This window comes from Gottfriedia acidiceleris (assembly GCF_002128425.1).
In the GTDB taxonomy this organism is placed as follows: Bacteria; Bacillota; Bacilli; order Bacillales; family Bacillaceae_G; genus Gottfriedia; species Gottfriedia acidiceleris.
On the sequence record NZ_NESS01000001.1, the window covers coordinates 424,606 to 447,183 of the forward strand.

Sequence of the window (22,578 nt, forward strand, 5' to 3'; positions counted from 1 at the left end):
TGCCAACTTTTCAAAAAGGATCGAACTATTTTTAAAAATAGTTGAAAAGCCTTACATTTCCAACATTCTAGTACCAGGTACTAGTAACACCAATAAATCTATTCTACAACAATATTTTGAAAAATGACAGTAATTGTATGCAAAAACATTCATAGCACGCAAATTATTGCGTGCTATTTTTTGCAGTGTGGTATTTTTCCAATTTGTAATATAAATTTCTTACTGATATTCCTAGCTCTTTTGCTGATTTTGTTTTATTCCCATTATTTTTCATTAAAATCTTTTCAATAATTTCACCTTCATAACTTATAACCATTTCGTCAAGGGAGGTTATTTCTTCAGTATGAACTTCGTTATGATTAACTGATTGTTCTTGTTTAACTTGTGCAAGCGCTGATAAATGTTCAGGTAAGATTTGTTTTTCATTAAATTTCATGAATATAACCGCTCTTCCTAGAACATTTTCCAATTCCCTAACATTACCAGGCCAATTGTAACTTTTTAATTTATTTAATGCTGATAATGAGATCCCCTCAACATTTCGACCGTAGTCTTGATTAATTTTTGCTAATAATCTTTCTCCAATCGGTAAAATATCTTCAATTCGGTCCTTTAGTGCAGGAATAATAATAGGAAGTTTATTTAATCGATAATAAAGGTCTTCTCGAAACTTTCCATCAATGATCGCTTCCTCGAGATGAACATTCGTCGCAGCAATCACACGCACATTAATAGGAATAGACTTTGTCCCACCAACACGTCTTATTTCTTTTTCTTGTAGGACCCTTAATAGTTTGGCTTGCATCGCAGGTGATAATTCTCCAATTTCATCTAAGAAAATACTACCATTATTAGCTTCCTCAAAAAGCCCTCTTTTCCCACCACGTTTTGCTCCAGAAAAAGCACCTTCTTCATAACCAAATAATTCACTTTCCAGTAAAGTTTCTGAAATCGCAGCACAATTCACTCGAACGAATTTATTATATTTGCGATCGCTTTCATTATGAATCGCATGAGCAAACAATTCCTTCCCAGTTCCAGATTCCCCACGGAGTAAAACGGTTGCAGGAGTGCTCGCAGCTAATTTAGCCTGCATGATCGCTAAGTGAATTCCTTCAGATTCACCAGCTATATCCTCGAATGAATATTTCGCCTCTAATGTTCGAATAATTTGACGTGCTCTATGTAATTCATTCGTTAGCTGTGATATTTCAGAGACATCATGGATTACCCCAACACTGCCTTTTAATTTTCCGTCTACAATTACAGGAGCTACATTAACTAGTACATCACGATTTTGCTTTCCGACTTTCATGCGTACTCCACGAACTGCTTGTTTTGTTTTTAACACCTTTAAATGAACACTTTCACCTTCAGTAATATCAATCGTTGCATGCTTACCAAGAACTTGTTCACTCGATAATCCAGTCAATCTTGTGTATGCTGGATTAATAATAATTCCATTACCTTTTTCATCTACAACTGAAATTGCTTCATCCGAACTTTGAATGACTGCTTCAAGCATGCTGTAAACTTCTTTTAAATTCGTAACCTCTTCTGCTAAATCTATTACCTCAGTATCATCTTTAAAAACAGAAATTGCACCTTCAAGTTCACCATCTTCTCGAAAGATAGGAATACGGGTTGTAAAAATCTTGCTTCCATTAATTAAAATATGCTCTTGATTAATTTCCTTCTTTTTCGTTTGAAGAACTCGGGGTAATTTACTAGTTGGGACAACATCTAGTATATATCTACCAATCGCAGTATCTTTATTAGTATGTAGCATTCTTTCTGCAGAGCGATTAAATAAAAGAATTTTTCCCCATTTATCAACCACAATCATTCCATCGTGAGTATTGTCCAAAATTAGTTCCTGTTGTCTTTTTTTATTGTTAATTAAATTAAAAAGAGATTCTTTTTCTTGAACAAGATCAGATATCATTTTTGCAACTGAACCTGGGATCGCTAAAGTATGCTTAGCTTTATACTCGACTATTTCCTGGTAGATTGTTTCATCTCCAGTAGTATTTATGACAACATCAATCTCATCATTTAAATTCGACTTCCAATCTTTTAGTATTGGAATATGTAAGCTTTTGGCAAATTCTAAACCTTTAGCCTCTTTTATCATATCTACTACTGCAACAACATGAAATAAATCAGAATGTGATAGAAGTTTTAATACTGCTGTGCCTCCAGTTCCCATTCCGACGATCATTACGTTTTGTTTCATCTTAGTTCACCTACTAATTTCAACAAATTATTAAACACATTAGACTATTATATATATAAAGTCATTCTTTCGTCTATTTCAAATGTTTTATAAGGCTTGACAACACTATACTTGTATAAGATTATGAAGAAAGAGAAATTCGTAATTTTATAATTTATTGTTACTTTTATCGGAGGAATTAATAAACATGAAAGAATCATTTACACGTATGTTAGCATTCGTTGTGATTGTTGTACCAATAGCTTTAGCAGTTATCGGAATTAAATTACTTCGTGATACGGTATTTCTAATCCATTCTTTTGGCATTCCAAATCTTCCATTGCAATTATTACTCGGCCTTGTATCATTAGGTGTCGGTTTTTATTTAGTCGGAAGCTTTGTCTTATTTAGAGATCGTAAACGAAACAAAGTTCAAGGTAGATTTTTAAAAAGATAATTTTCTCATTAAAACCAAAAGATAAATAACAGAACAAGAAAAAGTGCTTACTTGTGTAAGCACTTTTTTTATTTACTAAGAAATTGACTTCTCACCCGGAAAGCTTGTTCTGGATAGTCAGTAATAATCGCTGTACAGTTGACTTCAATTAATCGTTTCATTACAGCTGGTTCATTGATTGTATACGGTCTTACAGCTATATGATGTTCCATTGTTTCTTCGATTTGTTCATCAGTAATAATTCGAAAATTTGGATGAATTGCTTTTGCTTTATAATCTTCAGCAATTTTCCATGGTTCTTTACTTCTTCGATTATATAGAACTGCAGTTTCAATATCTGGTGCCATTAAGTGGAATTTAAGCATACTTTTATGATTGAAGGAAGATAAAACGATTCTTTTTTCATATTCATATGAACGGATTAAATTTATTACTCGTTCTTCAAGTCCATGGTATTCGATTTTATCATTTTTTAATTCAACATTGATACTAAAGTTATTCCCTTTTGCCCATTCAAATACTTCTTTTAAGGTTGGGATCGTACATCCCTTAAATTGTCGTTTAAAACGATAACTAGCATCAAATTGCTTCAATTCAGCTAAAGTATAATCTTTAACGAAACCTTTACCATTAGTTGTACGATTTATTGTTTCATCATGAATAACGACGATCTCACCATCTTTTGTTAAATGTACATCTAATTCAATTCCATCTGCGCCTAAATCTTCACACGCCATAAATGAAACCATCGTATTTTCTGGATAGGTTCCTGCAGCACCTCTATGACCAATAATATCAACCACTCAAATTCCCCCCTTGTTGAGAAAATATGTACTTTCTTCTTTTTCTTATTGTATACTAATTTTACAAAAACTAAGGAGGATTATTATGCGACCCTTGCAAATTTCGCCTGAAACGGCAATTTTACTTTCTAAGAAATTAAACGTTCCTTTAGAACAAATTATGCACATGCCACAGCATATATTAATGAAAAAGTTGATGGAATTGGATTTGTCTAAGAGCGAAGAAGCATCTAAGGATAACGAATCTAAATAGTAAATTAGCATTAATAAATTTAATTTGAACTTAAAGTAATGAAAGAAGGCAGAAGTTTATTCGTCTTCTTTTTTTATGCACTTTTTTATTAATTCCAACTTTAAATTACATTCTTATGTAAAATTGTACAAATAATTAACAATTATGAGCTAATTTTAATTTAATCTTCCTTTCATATTAATTAGTTTTCAAGTAAAATGTAAAGTATTGTGTATATTTTATAACGAAAAGTATTTATGGAGGTATTTTTAAATGTTACCTGATTGGTTAATTGGTTTTATCATGGGGATGGTAGAAGGATTAACAGAATTTTTACCTGTTTCTTCTACTGGTCATATGATTTTAGTTGCTGATTTATTAAATTTCACAGGAGAGAAGGCTTCATTTTTTGAAGTAATTGTTCAACTTGGTTCAATTCTAGCAGTAGTTGTAGTTTTTTGGAAACGACTTTGGTCAGTCCTAGGAGTTAAATCAGATGGTTATAGACAAACGAACCTCAACTTAATTCATATTATTATCGGTGCAATTCCAGCCGGGATTGTAGGGCTTATATTCCATGATTTCATCAAAGATGTATTATTCTCACCTAAAACTGTTGTAATCGGATTAGTAGCTGGCGGTATTTTACTAATTGTCGCTGAGAAAGTCTCTAAACATCCTAAATCATCTGATTTAGATCATATCTCATATAAACAAGCTTTTATTATTGGATGCTTTCAAATGTTAGCTCTATGGCCAGGATTTTCACGATCAGGCTCTACAATAGCTGGGGGATTATTATTTGGTTTAGATCGAAAGACTTCTGCAGAATTTACTTTTATTTTAGCAGTACCGATGATGATTGCAGCAAGTGGTTTAGATTTTATTAAAAATATCGATATTTTAAGTGCTTCAGATTTACCATTATTCGCTACAGGATTCATCACAGCATTCGTAGTCGCATTACTTGCGATCGTTTCTTTCCTAAAATTATTAGAGAAAGTCAAACTAACAGGTTTTGCAGTTTATCGTTTTATAGTTGCGATTGTTTTCACGATTGTATTTATATTCTAATTAAACGACCACTTATACTAAGGCATTAAATTCATACTCAAAAAGATAGGACAACCAAATTTGTATGTCCTATCTTTTTTTATTTCTGTTCGCCTTATTTTACAAATGGAAAAAGGCTATTCGTACAACGTATACGAATAGCCTTTGTATATATGTTAGTTATTTAAAATTAAAAATTGTTGTCTATTGGCGAAAGCCCTACCTCTCTTTCGCAATTCGGCTCCAGGGCCGTTCCATTAGGCAGCTTGTTTCACAACAATCTTCACTAACAGACACTACTACTAATTTTTAAATAAGGTTGAAATAGCTGACGCGTCATGGAATACGTCCAATTTTCTTCCAAATTTAGTAGTAATAATATCGTTTTCTAAATGTTTCAGTGGCGCATTAAATATTATAGCATAATACAAATTATTACGCAAACCAATTTTTATTTTATATACAAGCTTGTGCAAAATAAGGAAAAACATTCAGCAACATAAAGAAAACGTCGTCTACTGTAGACAACGTTTTCTTTTTACATATATAAGTGCTAATGCGAAAAAATACCGAAGATCTCATAAGAAGTTATTCGCTAAGAGAAATGTCTGTGGAATCACTGTCAGAAGTTAATCGGAATTGAATTTTTCATGAGTAATTTGTACTAAAAATAAATTAAGAAGCTTTATGCTCTAAACGTAATTTATCAGCAACCATAGCAATAAATTCTGAATTTGTTGGTTTTGCTTTTGACATTGAAATTGTGTAGCCAAATAATGTTGAAATACTATCGATATTTCCACGGCTCCATGCTACTTCAATCGCATGTCGAATTGCACGTTCAACTCGGCTAGCTGTTGTGTTAAACTTTTTAGCGATATCTGGATATAATACTTTTGTAATTGAACCTAGAAGCTCAATATCGTTATATACCATCGAAATCGCTTCACGTAAGTACATATATCCTTTAATATGTGCAGGTACGCCAATTTCATGGATGATGCTTGTGATGCTAGCATCCAAGTTACGTGGCTTGTTTTCGTAATTTGTAACTAGAGAAGGTGAATTACGTTTAGTTACCGCACTACCTTTTCCAACTACTTGACGGATATTACTAATTAAATGCTCCATATCAAATGGTTTTAAAATAAAATATGATGCACCTAGGTCAACAGCTTTTTTAGTAACATCTTCTTGACCAAAAGCAGTTAGCATAATAACGTTTGGAATTTTTTCAACTAAGCCAGTGCGTAAGCGATCTAAAACCGCTAATCCATCTAAATGAGGCATAATAATATCTAAGACTAGTACATCTGGCTTTTTATCCTTCACTAGAGGTAAGCAGTCTTGTCCATTAAACGCAACTCCAACCACTTCCATATCTGTTTGTGCGTTAATGTAGTTTTCTAACATAATAACAAGTTCTTTATTATCATCAACTAATAATACTTTAATTTTCTCCACGCCCGTTCCTCCCTACATCCTCTATAGTGAATTTCATTACTTATTACCGATAATTTCGACAATAAAAATTTATTTCCTGTTTTTATTATAAATTCTGAATATTTTTATTAATATAGATAGTTTTCTTCAATTTCTTCTAGCATTCGACGATTCAAATAAAAACCACTATGTAATAAGTCGAATTATACATATAATTCATTATATAAAAAATGAAATAGTATGTAAATTTATAATTTTTAATATAAATTTACAATTCTGTAACATTAACCGTCATATCAATCATTTTCTACATTAAATTTTTTTTATTTTTCGATGTTACTAATAATATATTACCACTTTTTTCCAATTTTGACTTATTTTTAATAAAATTTAATAGGTGTATCTTTCAGCGTTGAAATTTTAATTACGAATCAATAATGGGTATTTTAGATTAATTTTTATATGCTCATCTCTTGATGAGTATTAAACACTCGTAGGAGATGCAAGAAGGCCGATCTGAGCCCCTTAAGGAATGGAAGTATTAAGTAGGCCGATATCACCTCACAGACATCTTGTAGTGGAAATAAACATCACATTACTTTTTCATAAAAAATACACCTACATTAATTTGATAGGTGTATTTTTTAAATCACGAAGCCTTTTTAGTTTGATAGTCATAAATCGGTACTTTAGCTTCATCAAGCATCCACTCAATATGAACTCCATATCCACTAGTCGAATCATTTACAAAAACATGTGTAACAGCTCCGATTAATTTTCCATTTTGAATGATTGGAGAGCCGCTCATTCCTTGAACAATCCCACCTGTTTCTTTAAGTAAACGTTTATCGGTAACTTTTAAAATAATTCCTTTAGTTGATGGAAACTTTTGTTGAATACTACTTACAATTTCTATGTCAAATGCTTCAACTTTATTATCGTGTATTACGGTAAGTATTTTAGCAGGACCTTTTTTCACTTCATTTGATAATGCAATTGGTAATGGTTGAGACATAATCCCATTGTCTATTTTGTTGTTAACTTTACCGAATATGCCAAATGGACTATTAGAAGTGATATTACCAATCGTTCCGCGATCTAGAGCAAAATGCGCTATTTTTTCTCCTGGTGAACCATCTGCACCTTTTTCAATTGCAGTAACTGTTGAATAAACAATATGTCCATCTTCAACTTCAATAGCTTTTCTCGTATCACTATCAGAGATAACATGTCCTAATGCTCCATACTTTAATGAATTAGGTTCAATGAACGTCATCGTACCAATACCAGAAGCTGAATCTCTTATATATAATCCAATTCGATAGCTATTATGACCTTGATCCCGAATAGGTTGTAACATTTTAGTATAATACTTACCCTCTCGTTTTACAGTGATTTTTATCGGCTTTCCATACTTTCCTGCTTTTTGAATAAACGGTAATACATCTGACATTTTTTCGATTTGTTTACCATTCATTTTTATAATCATGTCTCCAACTTTAATACCGGCAATTTCACCCGGAGACTTTTGTCCTGAACTAGTATTTACTAAATGATGTCCAACGACTAAGACACCTACTGAATTAAGCTTTACTCCTATTGATTGTCCCCCTGGTATTATTCTTAAACTGTTTAATACTTTTACATCCACCTTTTTACTTGGTAATTCGTTCATACCAAGTGCTACATTAACAATTTCTTGTTGATCCTTATTTTTTATGGTAGATGAAAACACACTATTTTGATTTATATTAAACACGCCAATACCAACTATAAATAAAAGGAGAAGAATTTTTATTATTCGTTGAACATTTATATTTTTCACAAGCGAATCACTCTCCTTAGCGCCAAATTTCATTTTTTTAATTCGTGGCTATGTAGTTAATGTTAGCTTTGTAAGAGCAAAATATGATTGTAAAAATATGATAGATACTTTAACGTATAATGTTGTATTAGTATGTTTCATTTAGCATTTTCCAATTACTAATTTATCAATAATTCCCATAAAAAAAGAGAATATTTAATGTATAGAAAAAAGTTTCTATTATTAAACATTCTCTTTTTAATTCATTGAGATTGGTATTTTGCAGAAGCTGCCTGATTGATCAATTCTTTAGCGTGTTGAATCGTTACATCTGTAATTTCAACTCCAGCGATCATCCTTGCAATTTCATTAATTTTTTGATCGTTTTGTAATGGTGTAACAGAAGTTTTCGTTCGATTTCCAACAATTAATTTGGCGATAAATAAATGTGTATCTGCCATAGAAGCAACTTGCGGTAAGTGAGTTATACATAGTACTTGAGAATCGATAGATACCTTATGTATTTTTTCCGCTATTGCTTGTGCTACTCTTCCACTAACCCCTGTGTCAACTTCATCAAATATAATTGACGTAATCCCTTGATGCTTTGTGAAAATGCTCTTTAATGCTAGGAACATCCTTGAAAGTTCTCCACCAGAAGCAACTTTTGCTAACGGCTTTAAAGGCTCACCTGGGTTTGTTGAAATATAAAACTCAACAAAATCAAATCCATCCTTTTTAAACTTAATATGTTTTTCATCCATTATCGGATCTGATTCTTGTCCTTCTTCAACCTCAAACATTATTTCAAAGGTTGTCTTATCCATATAAAGTTCTTTTAATTCTTTATGTATATCAGCAGTCAATTTAATCGCTAATTCTTTTCTTTTATTCGAAAGAGTCTGACCAGCTTTAATTAGCTTGCTTGTAACATTTTCTAGTTCTTTTTGTAATTTCTCTATATGCATATCCTTATGTTGAATAGTATCCAACTCTTGTTCGATATCTTCTGCATATTTTAAAATATCAGTAACGCTGTGACCATACTTCTTTTTTAACATAGAGATCTCGCTTAAACGAGTTTCAATTTCATTTAGCCTATTTGGATCATATTCCATTTGTTCAATGGAATCACGTAATCGATACGAAATATCCTCTAATAAGTAATAGCTACTACTGATTCCTTCATGCATCTCTTTAATGTCATTATCAATATTCGTTACTGACTCTAAAGAATACATACATGATCGAACTGAATCTAATCCTGATCCATCCTGCGATAAACTTTGATATGCTTCAACTAAAGACTTATAAATACGTTCAAAATTAGAAATTTTGAGTCTTTCTTCCATCAACTGATCGTCTTCATTTTCCATCAAATTCGCATTTTGAATTTCTGATAGCTGAAATTGAATTAAATCTAACCTATGCGCCATTTGTTGTTCGTTTTCAGTTAATTGCTTTAACTGTTTTTTTAAGTCTGTATAGTTACTAAATATATTTTGATATTCAGTATACAAAGGAGCAATTGCTTGTTCATCATATTGTTGTAACATCGGTAAATGATGTTCTTGGTCCATTAAATCTTGGCTCTCATGTTGCCCATGAATATCAACAAGTAAGCCACCAATTTCCTTAAGTATAGAAGTTGTAACTAATTTACCATTGATACGGCATACACTTTTACCCGATGAAGTAATATCTCTTTTTAAAATAATCATTTCATCTTCAATGTCAAAGCCTAATTCTCTGCATCTAGAGTAAATTAGATGATTCTCATTTTCAATGTGAAATAAGCCTTCAATTTCTGCTTTTTCAGTATCATATCTTACGAATTCTGCAGATCCACGACCACCAAGTAACAGACCAATGGCGTCAATAATTATCGACTTCCCCGCTCCTGTTTCACCACTTAGTACAGTTAAACCCTTTTCAAATGAAATGGAAACTTCCTCAATGATTGCAAAATTTTTAATGATAATTTCAGATAACAATGAGTTTCTCTCCTCTTTTTAAAACCATTCTCCTATTGAAGCATGTCAATAAATTTTTCTTTTAAATCCTCAGCATCTACAGGTGTACGACAAATGATTAAGATCGTATCATCACCACAGATTGTACCCATAATTTCTGACCAATCTAAATGATCAATTAATGCACCAACTGCATTTGCATTACCTGGCAAAGTTTTCATTACAATTAAATGACTAGAACTATCAATTTTAATAAATGAATCAATTAACAGTCTCTTTAATTTTTGTAACGGATTAAACCGTTGATCTGCAGGTAAGCTATATTTATATCGACCATCAGATAACGGGACTTTTACTAAATGTAGTTCTTTTATATCACGTGAAATAGTTGCTTGGGTTACTTTAAAACCTAAGTCTCTTAGTGATTGTACTAACTCGTCTTGTGTTTCGACTTCATTTTTTGCGATAATTTCTCGTATTTTTATATGACGCTGACCTTTATTCATAATACACCTCTTTGCAAATTCCGACAAATATCTTACTTACAGATTATATTATCTAATCTATTGGTTATTGTATATATTTTTTTAAACGTTTTCATAAAATGCATTTTTTTATCAAAAATTTTTCTTCTTTCTCAGGCTTCGAATCCTATCTGATTAATTACTTAATTTGAAAAAAGGAGAAAAAGGAAACCTATTTGGTTTCCTTTTTATTATTTTACCTTCTTTAATTCACTATGTGCTTCATTTACAATTTCCATTGGTAATCGATTTAACTCGCTTGTTCCAATTTCCTTTGAACCTTCCCAATGTAGATGAATTAAAAATTCAATATTACCGTCTCCACCAGTTATAGGCGAAAAAGTTAAAGCTTTTATATCATATCCTTGGCGTAGCGCAAAATCGATCATCATTTCGATAACTTGTTCATGCACTTTTGGATCGCGTACGATACCCTTTTTACCAACTTGTTCCCTACCAGCTTCAAATTGTGGTTTAATCAACGCGACAACATCACTTGAAGGTACTAATAATGTTTTTAGAACTGGTAAAATCAAACGTAATGAAATAAAGGATACGTCAATTGAAGCGAACCCAGGTAACCCTTCAATTAAATCTTCTGGTTTAACATATCGAAAATTTGTTCGTTCCATTACAATTACGCGTTCATCTTGCCTTAATTTCCAAGCAAGTTGATTGTATCCAACATCAAGTGCATATGATTTTTTTGCCCCATTTTGAAGTGCACAATCCGTAAATCCACCTGTTGACGATCCAATATCAATCATAATTTTATCTTTTACTGATAAATCAAATGTGTTTATAGCTTTTTCTAATTTGTATCCTCCACGGCTTACATAAGGCATAACCTCACCCTTAATTTGTAAAGGGAGTTCAATATCTATTTTTTCTCCAGGCTTATCTAATCTTTGTTCGTTTGTATAGACAAGTCCTGCCATAATTGCTCTTTTAGCTTTTTCACGTGTTTCAATTAAACCACGATCTACTAAAAGTACGTCTACTCGTTCCTTTTTCGCCATTTAAATGTCATCCTCTTAATTATTACAAACCATTTCACGGATTTTCTTAACCGATTCATCTTTTGTTAAATGAATTTCTTCAAGTAATTTATCAACATCACCGTGTTCAACAAATAAGTCCGGAATACCGATACGTTCTACGCGGACGTTTTGAAAATTATTTGAACTTGCAAATTCTAAAACAGCACTTCCAAAACCACCTTGTAATACCGCTTCTTCAATCGTTAAAATCGGTTTTCCATCCTTAAAGATATCATTTAACATTGCAGTATCCATTGGTTTAATAAATCTCGCGTTTACTACTTTAACTGAAATATTTTCCTTCTCTAACTCATCAGCCGCATCTAGAGCCATTTTAATTGTTGTACCAAAAGTTAAGATAACTGCATCAGATCCTTCTTTTAATACTTCCCATGATCCAATCGGAATTTCTTTTAATTGCTCATCCATTTGTACGCCTATACCATTCCCCCTAGGGAAACGCAGCGCAATTGGACCATCTTCGTATTTAATTGCAGTGTTTACCATATGTTGGCCTTCATTCTCATCTTTAGGCATCATTAAAACTAAGTTTGGTATATGACGTAGAAAGGCAATATCAAACACACCTTGATGAGTTTCGCCGTCAGCACCTACTAATCCTGCACGATCGATTCCAATGAATACATTTAAATTTTGTCTACAAATATCATGTAAAACTTGGTCGTATGCTCTTTGAAGGAATGTAGAATAAATCGCTAAAAATGGCTTCATTCCTTGCGTAGCTAATCCAGCTGCTACCGTTGCCGCATGTTGCTCTGCAATACCGACATCAAATATACGGTCAGGTAATTGAGCTTGGAAATTTTCCAATTTTGAACCTACTGGCATTGCAGGAGTAATCGCTACAATTCGCTCATCCTTTAAAGCTAATTTTAATACAGTATCACTAACAAGTTTACTCCAGGCTGGTGGTGCTTTATCCGGCTTTATTAACTTTCCAGATTCAACTTTATAAGGACCTGTGCCATGCCAAGTTCCAATATCATCACTTTCTGCTGGCTTATATCCTTTTCCTTTTTTCGTAAGTACATGTACTAATACCGGACCTTTAGTTTTCTTAGCATATTCAAGAGATTCAAATAAGTCTTCAAAATTATGACCATCAACTGGTCCAAAATAAGTGAAGCCCATTTCCTCGAAGAACATCCCTTGTGTAACTAAGTATTTAAGGCTATCTTTTAATTTTTTTGATGTACTTGAAAGTTTGTCTCCAATTCCAGGAATTTTTTTAATTACACCTTCAAGTTCACCTTTAGCCCAACGATATTTCCCTGTTGTTCTCAGTCTTCCTAAAATGCTATGTAAAGCACCTACGTTCGGGGCAATAGACATTTCATTATCATTTAATATAACGATGACATCTTTTTGCTCATGGCCAATATGATTCATTGCTTCAAGAGCCATCCCACCAGTTAATGCACCATCTCCAATAATCGGAATAATGTACTCACCTGTTTTTTTAATATCTCTAGCAATAGCCATCCCCATTGCCGCAGATAAAGAAGTTGAACTGTGTCCTGTTTCCCATACATCATGCTCGCTTTCATTTCGCTTAGGAAAACCACATAATCCTTTAAACTGTCTTAGTGTAGTAAATTCTTTAGCTCGACCAGTTAATATTTTATGAACATATGATTGATGTCCTACATCCCATAAAAATTTGTCTTTAGGCGAATCAAAGACTTTATGTAATGCTATCGTTAATTCAACAACTCCTAAATTTGGCGCAATATGACCACCAGTCTCAGAAAGCTGTTGAATAAGAAATTTACGAATTTCTTCACTTATTATTTCTAATTCACCGTTCGTTTTATTTTTTAAAAAGCTCGGATTTTCAATTGTCGTAAGATCCATCTTGGATCACTCACCTTCCTAGATGTTAAATCTATATAAATAATTCATTATTATGTAATTTTATCTATAAAATGATTTTACCATACTTGTAGTTAAACGCTAGTTTCTTAAATGACTAACTCTTAACACCATGTATCATAATACCATTTTTATTAAAATCTGTTTAATATTTTTTATTTTTATAGAACAAAATTATAGATATTTTCCACAAAAAGAAAAGAAAGCCGCTAGCACATATGTGTTAACGGCCTACATTTCTGTATATTTTATTAACAACATTAACACGATTATAAAGTAGTTACATTATACATAAATGAATAAATGTATTCAATGGACATGGAATTAATTACAAATCAAGTTTAAAAACTGCGATTTTCCACAAAATCACAAATTGAGATTAAGTAGTCATCTTTAATCCCACATGCTCGAACATGTTGCTTAGCTTCTGTAATAAATGTATGCAGTTTTTCTTTAGCGCCTCCAACTGAATATAACTTTACATAAGTAGTTTTATCATTTTCTATATCACTACCAACTGGCTTACCAAGAACTTCTTCATCACCAATTACGTCTAAAATATCATCTTGTATTTGAAATGCGATACCGAGCTTATAAGCAAATTGCGTTAGATGAGATAATTGCTCAGCTGTTGCTTTTGAAATAATTGCACCTGCAATTACTGGATACATTAGCATTTTACCCGTTTTTCTTTCATGGATATATTGCAATTCTTCTCCACTAAGTTCTTTACTTTCACCTTCCATATCCGCTACCTGACCGGCAACCATCCCTTCAGGACCAGCAGCAATCGCTAATTCACTAATTAATTGTAGCTTCACTTGATCAGATACATGAAAATCATTCATTTCAGTAATTAATTTAAATGCGTATGTCAGTAAGCCATCACCTGCTAATACCGCAAGATCTTCTCCAAATACTTTATGATTTGTCGGTTTTCCTCTTCGAAAATCATCATCATCCATACATGGTAAATCATCATGAATTAATGAATAAGTATGAATCATTTCTAAAGCACAAGCAGGTTTTATCCCTATTAAAGGATCATTACCAAATGCATCTAAAGTTGCAAATAGTAAAAGAGGTCTAATTCTTTTCCCTCCACCTTGCAATGAATAGGACATAGATTCTTTTAATTTTTCTGGTGCTTTTAATCTTTCAACTGATTTGATCATTTCATCATTTACTATTCTACTGGAATACTCCATAAAATCTTTGAAAGTGTTCATATTATTCCTCCTCAACAGTAAAAGGAGTTTGTTCACCCTGTTCATTTAATATAGAGGTCATTTGTTTTTCAACTTTTGTAAGCTTCTCTTGGCAAATTTGAGATAGTTTTATACCTTCTTGAAAGTATTCGATCGCTTTTTCAAGTGGTACGTCACCTTGCTCTAATTTTTGTACAATCATTTCAATTTCTTTTATTGCTTCTTCAAAAGAACGTTCATTTTGTGACAATTGATTCACTCTCCTTTTACTTCAAGTACTTCACAATTTAATTTCCCATCGGTCATTTGTAATTGGAATCGGTCTCCCTCTTTTGCCTGTTTAACCGATTTCATCAATTCATTCTCATTTTTATATGCTAATGAATAACCTCTAGCCATAACTTTTAATGGACTAAGTGCATCAAGTGTATGAATTATTCTTTCCATTTCAAATTTCTTCTGGGTAATAAGGCGATTAAATTCTTTTTGTAAAGCCATATGTAATTGCTGATGTTTTTGCTTTTCAAACTGAACTCTATTACTTGGATGATGAATAAGTAATGACGAATTTAGTTCTTTATGCTTGTTTATTTTAGACTTAACAATTTCATTTATTGATGTAAGTAAACGCTCATTTATCCGATCAAATTGCTCTTGTTTTGGATGAAATAGTGAATTAGGATATCTAAATACATAAGCATCTTGAACTGCCTTTAATTGCGCTTGTTTTCGTTCAATAATCGTATCCATTGCTTTATTAAGTCTTGATTTACGAACAGTAAATTGCTCAAGTATTTCTCTTTGACTTAATGAAACTAATTCTGCTGCAGCTGTTGGTGTAGGTGCCCGAAGATCAGCTACATAATCCGCAATCGTAGTATCCGTCTCATGACCTACTGCAGAAATGATTGGAATTTTTGATTCAAAGATTGCTCTTGCTACTTTTTCATCATTAAAGGCCCAGAGTTCTTCAATCGAACCTCCACCTCGTCCAACTATTAACACATCTATTTCTTTCATTTTACCTGCAGTTTCAATTGATTTCACAACCGATGCTGGCGCACCTTCACCTTGTACAAGAGTCGGAATTACAACTATTTTCCCAATTGGGTATCTTCGTTGAATCGTTGTAATAATATCTCGGACTGCCGCACCAGTTGGTGAAGTAACAACCCCGATTACACTAGGAAAAGAAGGAATCTTTTTCTTAAATTTCTGATCAAAGATTCCTTCTTCTAATAGTTTTTTCTTCAATTGTTCATAAGCTACAAAGAGACCGCCAACCCCATCAGGTTGCATGTCTCTTATGTAGATTTGATAGCTACCAGATCCTGGGTATACATTTATTTCGCCTTGTACAATAACCTGCATACCATCAGTTGGTTGAAATGCAATATTAGCATTATAGGATTGAAACATGACCGCTGCAATTCTAGCACCATCATCTTTTAACGTAAAATAATAATGGCCGCTAGAAGAATGACGTTTAAAATTTGAGATTTCTCCACGGAGAAGTATATTTTGTAAATTACGATCCGCTTGAAATTTTGCTTTTAAATATTTAGTTAATGCGGTAACAGTAACTGGTAGCTTTTCCGTCATGCATAGCCCTTCTTTCATTCTTACAAAGCAATAAGATTAAAGTTTAACACTCAAATTTAATTTATTATCAATTTGAGAAGCTGCTTTTAACGTATTATGAAGTAGCATTGTAATTGTCATTGGTCCTACCCCACCTGGTACCGGAGTAATATAACCAGCAATATTTTTAACATCTTCAAAATTTACGTCTCCACATAATTTGCCATTTTCATCTCTATTCATGCCGACGTCAATAACAATTGCTCCCTCTTTAACATAATCAGCTGTAATTAATTTTGCTACACCAATTGCAACAATTAAAATATCAGCCTGCTTTGTAATATTTTTTAGATTAGTAGTACGTGAATGTGTATAAGTAACCGTTGCATTTTCGTTTAAGAATAATTGTCCAACTGGTTTACCTACAATATTACTACGTCCAATAACAACTACATGTTTACCACTAATCGGAATATTTGTATTTTCTATTAATTTTAATATACCAAAAGGAGTACAAGGTAGTAATGAATCTTGATTAGTCATCATTCTTCCAATATTAATTGGATGAAATCCATCAACATCTTTTAATGGTGAAATCGTTTCAATTACTTTCTTTTCAGAGATATGAGCAGGTAATGGCAACTGAACTAAAATACCATGAATTGACTGATCATCGTTTAATTTGTTTACAACGGATAATAACTCATCTTCAGTAACTGTTTCAGGTAATTCAATTACTTCAGAATACATCCCTAATTCATTACATGCTTTATGCTTCGAATTCACATATGTTCTTGAAGCAGAATTATTTCCAACTAAAACAACTGCTAAACCTGGTGTAACACCTTGATTTTTTAATTCTGAAACACCATTCTTTAATTCCTCACGAATTGATACTGAAATTTCTTTACCATTAATTAATGTTGCTACCATTTTAATTTCCCCCTATGCATATAAACAATCTATCTATTTAGAATTTTGATAATACCGCATTGATAAATTTACTAGAATCATCATCACCGTAAACTTTTGCAATTTCAATCGCTTCATTGATTGCTACACTTTTTGGAACATCCTCTAGGTAATTAATTTCTACTAAAGCGATTCTAAGGATATTGCGATCAACGTTACCTAAACGATCAATCGTCCAGCTTTCGATATTTGAAGCTAATTGTTCGTCAATTACTTCTTTATGACTAACAAAATTCGTTACGATTGCATCTAAAAATGCATCTTGTTTTTCTTCAGCTTCTTCTAATACATGCTCTAATGCATCTGAAGCATTTGCTTCACTTAAATCCATTTGGAATAATGTTTGTAATGCAAGTTCCCTTGCTTTTCTACGTTTCATCAAAATAATAAACTCCTTTAAGCTAAATTCAGCATTCGTTGCATAGGTAATAACGAATTCTAATTTTGTATAGTAACACGTTATTTTACCATTTTTTTTAATAAGTTCCAACGACTGTCTGTATTAACTCTAATTTTTATTATTATTAACGTTTCTAAGCAAACTCAATACTTTAAACTGTTTTCTACATTTTAACTTAAAATCAAATAAAATAACAGAATAATGTTTGTGTTTTTTTAAAAAAAATTACTTTTTCTTACTTTAAAATAATATTTAAATACCAAAACACGAACATTCAAAAAGATAGATTGTGAAAATGTGGGGTTAAAAGGTTTGTAAAAGTTTTTAAGAATTAAAATAAATTTCCAATTACTACCTGATTTTAATGTCTTTCGATTAGTTCCTGACTCCCAATCCATTCTTGTTCCAGTATGCTATATAAATACGTGTCTCTCCAGCCGTCTCTTAATAATAAATCTTCACGCATTTTACCTTCTAAATTTAATCCACATTTTTCAAGTACTTTTGCTGATGCAATATTTCTAACATCACATGTCGCAAATATACGATGCAGCTTAAAATTATTAAATCCAAATGAAATTACTTCTTTAGTAGCTTCACTAGCAAATCCCATGCCCCAATAGTTAGGATGAATTATATACCCTATTTCACCTATCTGATTTATTTTATCCCTAATATTAAACTCTATCGATCCTATTAATTCATCGGATTCCTTTTCTATTATTGCAAATACAAATCTAGTCCTATTGATTTGTTTCATATCTCTTAGTATGTTTTGAACGAATTCCTTCGTCTCAATTTCTGTATTCGGACCCCATGGCTGAAATTGACATACAACTAATTGTGATGCATATTTATGTACTTGCTTCCAATCGCTTTCAACAAATTCACGTAATATTGTTCTATTTGTTCTTAAATTTAAAATCATATTTTCACCTATTTCTATTTAATTTACAAATAAAATTTTAACATATTTCGAAATATTTAATAAAAACATTTACATAAGTTCAGGACTAAGGATAAACAAGAGTGAAAAAAACATAAAACTTTGAGGACTGCCCTTACTTCTTATCAAACAAAAAAAGAGCCTCTATTAGATAGAGACTCTTTTTACAATATTAAAGTTCAATTGGAGCTTCTTGCTCAGGTTTCGTATCGAATTGAACTCCTACAACGTGAACATTTACTTCAGATAATTCAAGGCCTGTCATCGTTAATAATGCTTGACGAATATTGTCTTGTACATTACCTGCTACAGTTGGGATTGACTTACCAAATTTAACTAGAATGTATACATCGATTGTAATTCGATCTTCTGATAAATCAACTCGGACACCTTTACCGTGATATTTCTTACCGATAATTTCAGAAATACCAGATGCTAGGTTTCCACGCATGCTTGAAACACCTTCAACTTCAGCAGCTGCAATACCAGCAATAACTTCGATTACTTCAGGTGCGATTTCTACTCGACCTAATGTCGCAGTACCCATTTCTAAAATTTGATTTTCGTTCATACAGATCCCTCCACTTTATCCTTTAACAAGCGCATGCTCCTCAAGGAATTTAGTATTATACTTCCCTTTTACGAAGATTTCATTTTGCAATAAATTTAAATGGAATGGAATTGTTGTGTAAATTCCTTCTACCACAAATTCTTCAAGTGCTCTTATCATTATAGCAATTGCTTCTTCTCTTGTCTTGCCATGCACGATAACTTTCGCAATCATTGAATCATAATATGGCGGAATTGTGTACCCGCTATATACAGCAGAATCTACACGAACATTCGGGCCACCTGGTGGTAAATACGTAATGATTTTACCAGGAGACGGCATAAAGTTCTTATCTGGATTTTCAGCATTAATACGACATTCAATCGACCATCCTTTTAAAGATACGTCAGATTGAGTTATTTTTAATGGATGACCTTTAGCAATTAATAATTGTTGCTTAATCAGATCAATACCAGAAATATATTCTGTTACCGGATGCTCAACTTGAATACGTGTGTTCATCTCCATAAAGAAGAAGTTTTTAGTATGTGGTTCATAAATGAACTCAACCGTACCAGCACCCCAGTAATTTACTGCTTCAGCTGCACGAACAGCTGCTTGACCCATTTTTTCACGAGTTTCTTCGTCTAAAACAGGCGATGGAGCTTCTTCTACTAATTTTTGAAGACGACGCTGAATTGTGCAATCACGTTCTCCAAGATGAATCGTATTACCATGTTCATCTGCTAAAACTTGAATTTCAACATGTCTAAAATCTGTTATATATCTTTCAAGATACACACCTGGATTACCGAAAGCAGTTTGAGCTTCTTGTTGAGTAATTTGTATACCTTTTTCAAGTTCAATTTCATCTTTTGCTACACGGATTCCTTTACCTCCGCCACCAGCTGTAGCTTTGATAATAACTGGATAGCCGATTTCTGCAGCAATCTTTTTACCATCTTCAACACTTTGAATAATACCTTGTGAACCAGGTACTACAGGTACCCCTGCTTCCTTCATTGTTTCACGAGCAACGTCTTTTGTACCCATTTTAGAAATAGAATCAGCCGTTGGTCCAATGAATTTCACATTGCACTCAGTACATAATTCTGCAAAACTAGCATTTTCTGATAAGAAACCATAACCAGGATGGATTCCGTCACAACCAGTTAATTTTGCAATACTAATGATATTCGTCATATTTAAATAACTATCTTTTGATAATTTAGGACCTACACAATAAGCTTCATCAGCCATTTGAACATGTAATGCTTCTTTATCTCCTTCAGAGTAAATAGCAACTGTTTCAATTTTTAATTCTTTACATGCTCGAATAATTCGAATGGCGATTTCTCCTCGATTTGCTATTAAAACCTTTTTCATTTCTTCACCTTCTCTAGTAAAGTACTGTTAATTTTGTAGATATTTAAGCCTTTACCAAGAATAATGGTTGACCGTATTCTACCAATTGACCACTTTTAGCAAGTACTTCAACGATTTCGCCTTCAATTTCAGCTTCAATTTCATTAAATAGCTTCATTGCTTCAACGATACAAACGATTGAATCGTTTGTAATGCGATCGCCAACTGAAACGTATTCTTTTGCATCAGGAGATGGAGATGCGTAGAAAGTACCAACCATTGGTGATGTAATCTTATGTAAATTACTTGTATCTTCTTTTTCCACTACAGGTGCAGCAGTTTCTGCAACAACTGGTCTTTCTAATGTCGCAACTGGAGCAGCCGCAACTGGAGCTGCCTCTTGGTGTACAACTGGAGCAGATGTAACAACAGTTGTTTGTCCACCTTTTTTAATTTTAACGATCGCACCATTATCCTCAAATTCGAATTCATTTATTGTTGACTGATCGATTAACTTAATTAACTCTCTAATTTCATGAATTTTCATTCTGTTCACCCCTTAAGACATATAGTCTAATCTTATAACCTAATACTAAACTTTTCAACAAATTATTTTAACCAAAGTAATTCCTAATTATTTTTAGCTAATTTACGAAGAATATTTATATATTATTCCTTACCAAAAATAATTCAATATAAACTATTATAACAGGGAAAATCAAAGACAGAAAGGGATAGGGAATTAAGAAGAATCCTAAAATTCACAAAAATTAATTATAAGCTTATTAATAAAAATGAAGAGCCAGTAGAATAGACTTCTACTGGCTTTGTACATAAAATTATTTAACTTGGAATTTTACTACTACAAGTTTTTCACCTAAAACACTTCTTGTCATTTGGATGATGTCATTCGCTGCTTTTCTGCTTGGTTTTGATGATGTTACATCTACTTTTACTTCATCTTTGTCAGAACGAACTAGTGCATCTTTATAGCCAGCTTCTTTAATCATAGTTTCTACATCTGATTCTAATGCAGTTAATTTTTGAAGCTCATTCATATTAGTGAATGCTTCACTTTTCTCTTGTGCTGATGCAGTTGCTGAGTCAACAGTAGCTTTGTATTCATCAATTAATTGACTTCTTTGATCTTCTTGTTCCATACGTTGTTTTAAGAATACTTCACTCGTAGAATTTTCTTGAGAAGTAGTTTCTTTATCGTTTTGTTTAGTAGAATCTGTTTTCTTCGTATCTTTAGGAGTTGAGTCTAACGAATCTGTATTAGTATTATTATTCATGTTCATAAAACTTGTTGTTTTTAAATTATCAGGTGTCGTAACATAATAAACAGATAATACAACAACTAAACTTAACATTGTTAATAACCAAATTGTTTGTTTTTTCATTTAACTTTTACCTTCTTCCTCTTATTTTTTAGGTTGTACAGAGACACGATAGCTTGGTACATCAAGTAATCGTGTAACAGCTTCTCTAATCATTTGTTTAATTTCTAGATTTTGTGCACCTTTGGCTACAATTAAGACTCCTCTAATTCTTGGCATTTCAGTTTCGACTACTACTGGTTCTTGTTTATCTCCGTTATCAATAATGACTACTTGCTCTTCTTGTGATTGATCATCAATATTTCGTTTTCCACCTTGTTTGTCTGTTTCATCAGTTTCCTGAGAGCGATTCGTTTTATTTGTTTGATAGACTTTCTTTTCACTACCTTCAAGATTTACTTCTACTTTTACATTACTAACACCGGCCATATTATTTAATGTGTCTGTTAGCTGTTGCTCATATTTTTTTTCAATTTCTTCTATTTTGTTTGATGAGGATTTTCCACCACCACTTCCAAGAGTCTCAACAGCTGGTTCATTATTTTTTGGTGTTCCACTCGTTTCTTTCGAAATAGGTGAAAGCATCGAATTCGTAGTTTGATTTGTATTAGCAAATAGACTGCTTGCAATCATCCAACAAATCCCGAGTCCCAGTAGAGCTAGTACATATTTTCTCGTCAGTTTAAATGGACTTTTTTCTTTGTCAGAAGAGGTTTTTTCATCGCCATTTCCTTTTAGAAAGTCTGCTAATTTTATTGGTGGAATCTTTTTCTTCATTT

The 22,578-nt window shown here is 32.4% G+C and carries 21 protein-coding genes and 1 pseudogene; 3 read left to right on the forward strand and 19 right to left on the reverse strand.

Annotated elements, in window-relative coordinates; translation table 11 throughout:
• Window positions 1-163: 163 nt before the first annotated feature.
• Window positions 164-2,236 (reverse strand): sigma 54-interacting transcriptional regulator, encoded by a 2,073-nt coding sequence (locus tag B6K90_RS02255; protein ID WP_088010907.1) that lies wholly within the window; start codon window positions 2,234-2,236, stop codon window positions 164-166.
• A gap of 187 nt (window positions 2,237-2,423) precedes the next feature.
• Between B6K90_RS02255 and B6K90_RS02260 the strand changes: the two genes are divergently transcribed.
• The gene (locus tag B6K90_RS02260) at window positions 2,424-2,672 is read left to right on the forward strand and encodes a DUF2627 family protein (protein ID WP_088010908.1); all 249 of its coding nucleotides are present in this window, start codon (window positions 2,424-2,426) and stop codon (window positions 2,670-2,672) included.
• A 68-nt stretch (window positions 2,673-2,740) separates the two neighbouring features.
• Here the strand turns inward: B6K90_RS02260 and B6K90_RS02265 are convergent, their stop codons facing one another.
• On the reverse strand, window positions 2,741-3,475 hold the full coding sequence (locus B6K90_RS02265) for a glycerophosphodiester phosphodiesterase (protein WP_268875912.1): 735 nt from the start codon (window positions 3,473-3,475) through the stop codon (window positions 2,741-2,743).
• Window positions 3,476-3,560: 85 nt separating this feature from the next.
• Between B6K90_RS02265 and B6K90_RS02270 the strand changes: the two genes are divergently transcribed.
• A complete protein-coding gene (locus B6K90_RS02270) occupies window positions 3,561-3,728 on the forward strand; it encodes a YycC family protein (protein WP_088010909.1) in 168 nt (55 codons plus the stop codon).
• A gap of 252 nt (window positions 3,729-3,980) precedes the next feature.
• Window positions 3,981-4,781, forward strand: coding sequence for an undecaprenyl-diphosphate phosphatase (bacA, locus tag B6K90_RS02275; RefSeq protein ID WP_088010910.1), 801 nt, complete (start codon window positions 3,981-3,983; stop codon window positions 4,779-4,781).
• 654 nt (window positions 4,782-5,435) lie between these two features.
• Here the strand turns inward: bacA and spo0A are convergent.
• From spo0A to spoIIIAG, 17 genes and pseudogenes are all read right to left on the reverse strand, one after another.
• The gene (spo0A, locus tag B6K90_RS02280) at window positions 5,436-6,224 is read right to left on the reverse strand and encodes a sporulation transcription factor Spo0A (protein WP_088010911.1); all 789 of its coding nucleotides are present in this window, start codon (window positions 6,222-6,224) and stop codon (window positions 5,436-5,438) included.
• 628 nt (window positions 6,225-6,852) lie between these two features.
• Window positions 6,853-7,962, reverse strand: a pseudogene (gene spoIVB / locus B6K90_RS02285) (SpoIVB peptidase); the annotation flags it as partial.
• A gap of 308 nt (window positions 7,963-8,270) precedes the next feature.
• Window positions 8,271-10,001: a DNA repair protein RecN gene (gene recN, locus B6K90_RS02290; protein WP_088010913.1), complete on the reverse strand. Its 1,731-nt coding sequence runs from the start codon at window positions 9,999-10,001 to the stop codon at window positions 8,271-8,273.
• A gap of 32 nt (window positions 10,002-10,033) precedes the next feature.
• Complete coding sequence (ahrC, locus tag B6K90_RS02295; protein WP_069034068.1) at window positions 10,034-10,486, reverse strand: transcriptional regulator AhrC/ArgR; 453 nt, start codon at window positions 10,484-10,486, stop codon at window positions 10,034-10,036.
• Window positions 10,487-10,695: 209 nt separating this feature from the next.
• Window positions 10,696-11,523 carry a TlyA family RNA methyltransferase gene (locus B6K90_RS02300; RefSeq protein ID WP_088010914.1) on the reverse strand — a complete coding sequence of 276 codons (828 nt, stop codon included), beginning with the start codon at window positions 11,521-11,523 and terminating at the stop codon, window positions 10,696-10,698.
• A 15-nt stretch (window positions 11,524-11,538) separates the two neighbouring features.
• Window positions 11,539-13,419, reverse strand: a complete 1,881-nt coding sequence (gene dxs, locus B6K90_RS02305) for a 1-deoxy-D-xylulose-5-phosphate synthase (protein WP_088010915.1) — start codon at window positions 13,417-13,419, stop codon at window positions 11,539-11,541.
• 359 nt (window positions 13,420-13,778) lie between these two features.
• Window positions 13,779-14,666 (reverse strand): polyprenyl synthetase family protein, encoded by an 888-nt coding sequence (locus tag B6K90_RS02310; RefSeq protein WP_088010916.1) that lies wholly within the window; start codon window positions 14,664-14,666, stop codon window positions 13,779-13,781.
• A 1-nt stretch (window position 14,667) separates the two neighbouring features.
• Window positions 14,668-14,895, reverse strand: a complete 228-nt coding sequence (locus tag B6K90_RS02315) for an exodeoxyribonuclease VII small subunit (RefSeq protein ID WP_387327302.1) — start codon at window positions 14,893-14,895, stop codon at window positions 14,668-14,670.
• Window positions 14,896-14,900: 5 nt separating this feature from the next.
• Entirely contained in the window at window positions 14,901-16,247 is a 1,347-nt protein-coding gene (gene xseA, locus B6K90_RS02320) for an exodeoxyribonuclease VII large subunit (RefSeq protein WP_088010918.1), read from the reverse strand.
• Window positions 16,248-16,283: 36 nt separating this feature from the next.
• Entirely contained in the window at window positions 16,284-17,159 is an 876-nt protein-coding gene (folD, locus tag B6K90_RS02325; RefSeq protein WP_088010919.1) for a bifunctional methylenetetrahydrofolate dehydrogenase/methenyltetrahydrofolate cyclohydrolase FolD, read from the reverse strand.
• Window positions 17,160-17,196: 37 nt separating this feature from the next.
• Entirely contained in the window at window positions 17,197-17,577 is a 381-nt protein-coding gene (nusB, locus tag B6K90_RS02330; protein WP_088011434.1) for a transcription antitermination factor NusB, read from the reverse strand.
• Window positions 17,578-17,959: 382 nt separating this feature from the next.
• Entirely contained in the window at window positions 17,960-18,526 is a 567-nt protein-coding gene (locus B6K90_RS02335; RefSeq protein ID WP_088010920.1) for a GNAT family N-acetyltransferase, read from the reverse strand.
• A gap of 190 nt (window positions 18,527-18,716) precedes the next feature.
• Complete coding sequence (locus B6K90_RS02340) at window positions 18,717-19,115, reverse strand: Asp23/Gls24 family envelope stress response protein (RefSeq protein ID WP_056475162.1); 399 nt, start codon at window positions 19,113-19,115, stop codon at window positions 18,717-18,719.
• A 15-nt stretch (window positions 19,116-19,130) separates the two neighbouring features.
• On the reverse strand, window positions 19,131-20,480 hold the full coding sequence (gene accC, locus B6K90_RS02345) for an acetyl-CoA carboxylase biotin carboxylase subunit (protein ID WP_088010921.1): 1,350 nt from the start codon (window positions 20,478-20,480) through the stop codon (window positions 19,131-19,133).
• Between the two features lie 43 nt (window positions 20,481-20,523).
• On the reverse strand, window positions 20,524-21,006 hold the full coding sequence (accB, locus tag B6K90_RS02350) for an acetyl-CoA carboxylase biotin carboxyl carrier protein (RefSeq protein WP_088010922.1): 483 nt from the start codon (window positions 21,004-21,006) through the stop codon (window positions 20,524-20,526).
• A gap of 292 nt (window positions 21,007-21,298) precedes the next feature.
• Window positions 21,299-21,862, reverse strand: a complete 564-nt coding sequence (locus tag B6K90_RS02355) for a SpoIIIAH-like family protein (protein ID WP_088010923.1) — start codon at window positions 21,860-21,862, stop codon at window positions 21,299-21,301.
• 21 nt (window positions 21,863-21,883) lie between these two features.
• On the reverse strand, window positions 21,884-22,576 hold the full coding sequence (gene spoIIIAG / locus B6K90_RS02360; protein WP_088010924.1) for a stage III sporulation protein AG: 693 nt from the start codon (window positions 22,574-22,576) through the stop codon (window positions 21,884-21,886).
• Between the last annotated feature and the right edge of the window lie 2 nt (window positions 22,577-22,578).

Coding starts and splice junctions, on each gene's coding strand:
- B6K90_RS02255 (WP_088010907.1), bottom strand. CDS start 2,236: ATGAAACAAAACGTAATGATCGTCGGAATGGGAACTGGAGGCACAGCA.
- B6K90_RS02260 (WP_088010908.1), top strand. CDS start 2,424: ATGAAAGAATCATTTACACGTATGTTAGCATTCGTTGTGATTGTTGTA.
- B6K90_RS02270 (WP_088010909.1), top strand. CDS start 3,561: ATGCGACCCTTGCAAATTTCGCCTGAAACGGCAATTTTACTTTCTAAG.
- bacA (WP_088010910.1), top strand. CDS start 3,981: ATGTTACCTGATTGGTTAATTGGTTTTATCATGGGGATGGTAGAAGGA.
- ahrC (WP_069034068.1), bottom strand. CDS start 10,486: ATGAATAAAGGTCAGCGTCATATAAAAATACGAGAAATTATCGCAAAA.
- B6K90_RS02300 (WP_088010914.1), bottom strand. CDS start 11,523: ATGGCGAAAAAGGAACGAGTAGACGTACTTTTAGTAGATCGTGGTTTA.
- dxs (WP_088010915.1), bottom strand. CDS start 13,419: ATGGATCTTACGACAATTGAAAATCCGAGCTTTTTAAAAAATAAAACG.
- B6K90_RS02310 (WP_088010916.1), bottom strand. CDS start 14,666: ATGAACACTTTCAAAGATTTTATGGAGTATTCCAGTAGAATAGTAAAT.
- xseA (WP_088010918.1), bottom strand. CDS start 16,247: ATGACGGAAAAGCTACCAGTTACTGTTACCGCATTAACTAAATATTTA.
- folD (WP_088010919.1), bottom strand. CDS start 17,159: ATGGTAGCAACATTAATTAATGGTAAAGAAATTTCAGTATCAATTCGT.
- nusB (WP_088011434.1), bottom strand. CDS start 17,577: ATGAAACGTAGAAAAGCAAGGGAACTTGCATTACAAACATTATTCCAA.
- B6K90_RS02335 (WP_088010920.1), bottom strand. CDS start 18,526: ATGATTTTAAATTTAAGAACAAATAGAACAATATTACGTGAATTTGTT.
- B6K90_RS02340 (WP_056475162.1), bottom strand. CDS start 19,115: ATGAACGAAAATCAAATTTTAGAAATGGGTACTGCGACATTAGGTCGA.
- accC (WP_088010921.1), bottom strand. CDS start 20,480: ATGAAAAAGGTTTTAATAGCAAATCGAGGAGAAATCGCCATTCGAATT.
- accB (WP_088010922.1), bottom strand. CDS start 21,006: ATGAAAATTCATGAAATTAGAGAGTTAATTAAGTTAATCGATCAGTCA.
- B6K90_RS02355 (WP_088010923.1), bottom strand. CDS start 21,862: ATGAAAAAACAAACAATTTGGTTATTAACAATGTTAAGTTTAGTTGTT.
- spoIIIAG (WP_088010924.1), bottom strand. CDS start 22,576: ATGAAGAAAAAGATTCCACCAATAAAATTAGCAGACTTTCTAAAAGGA.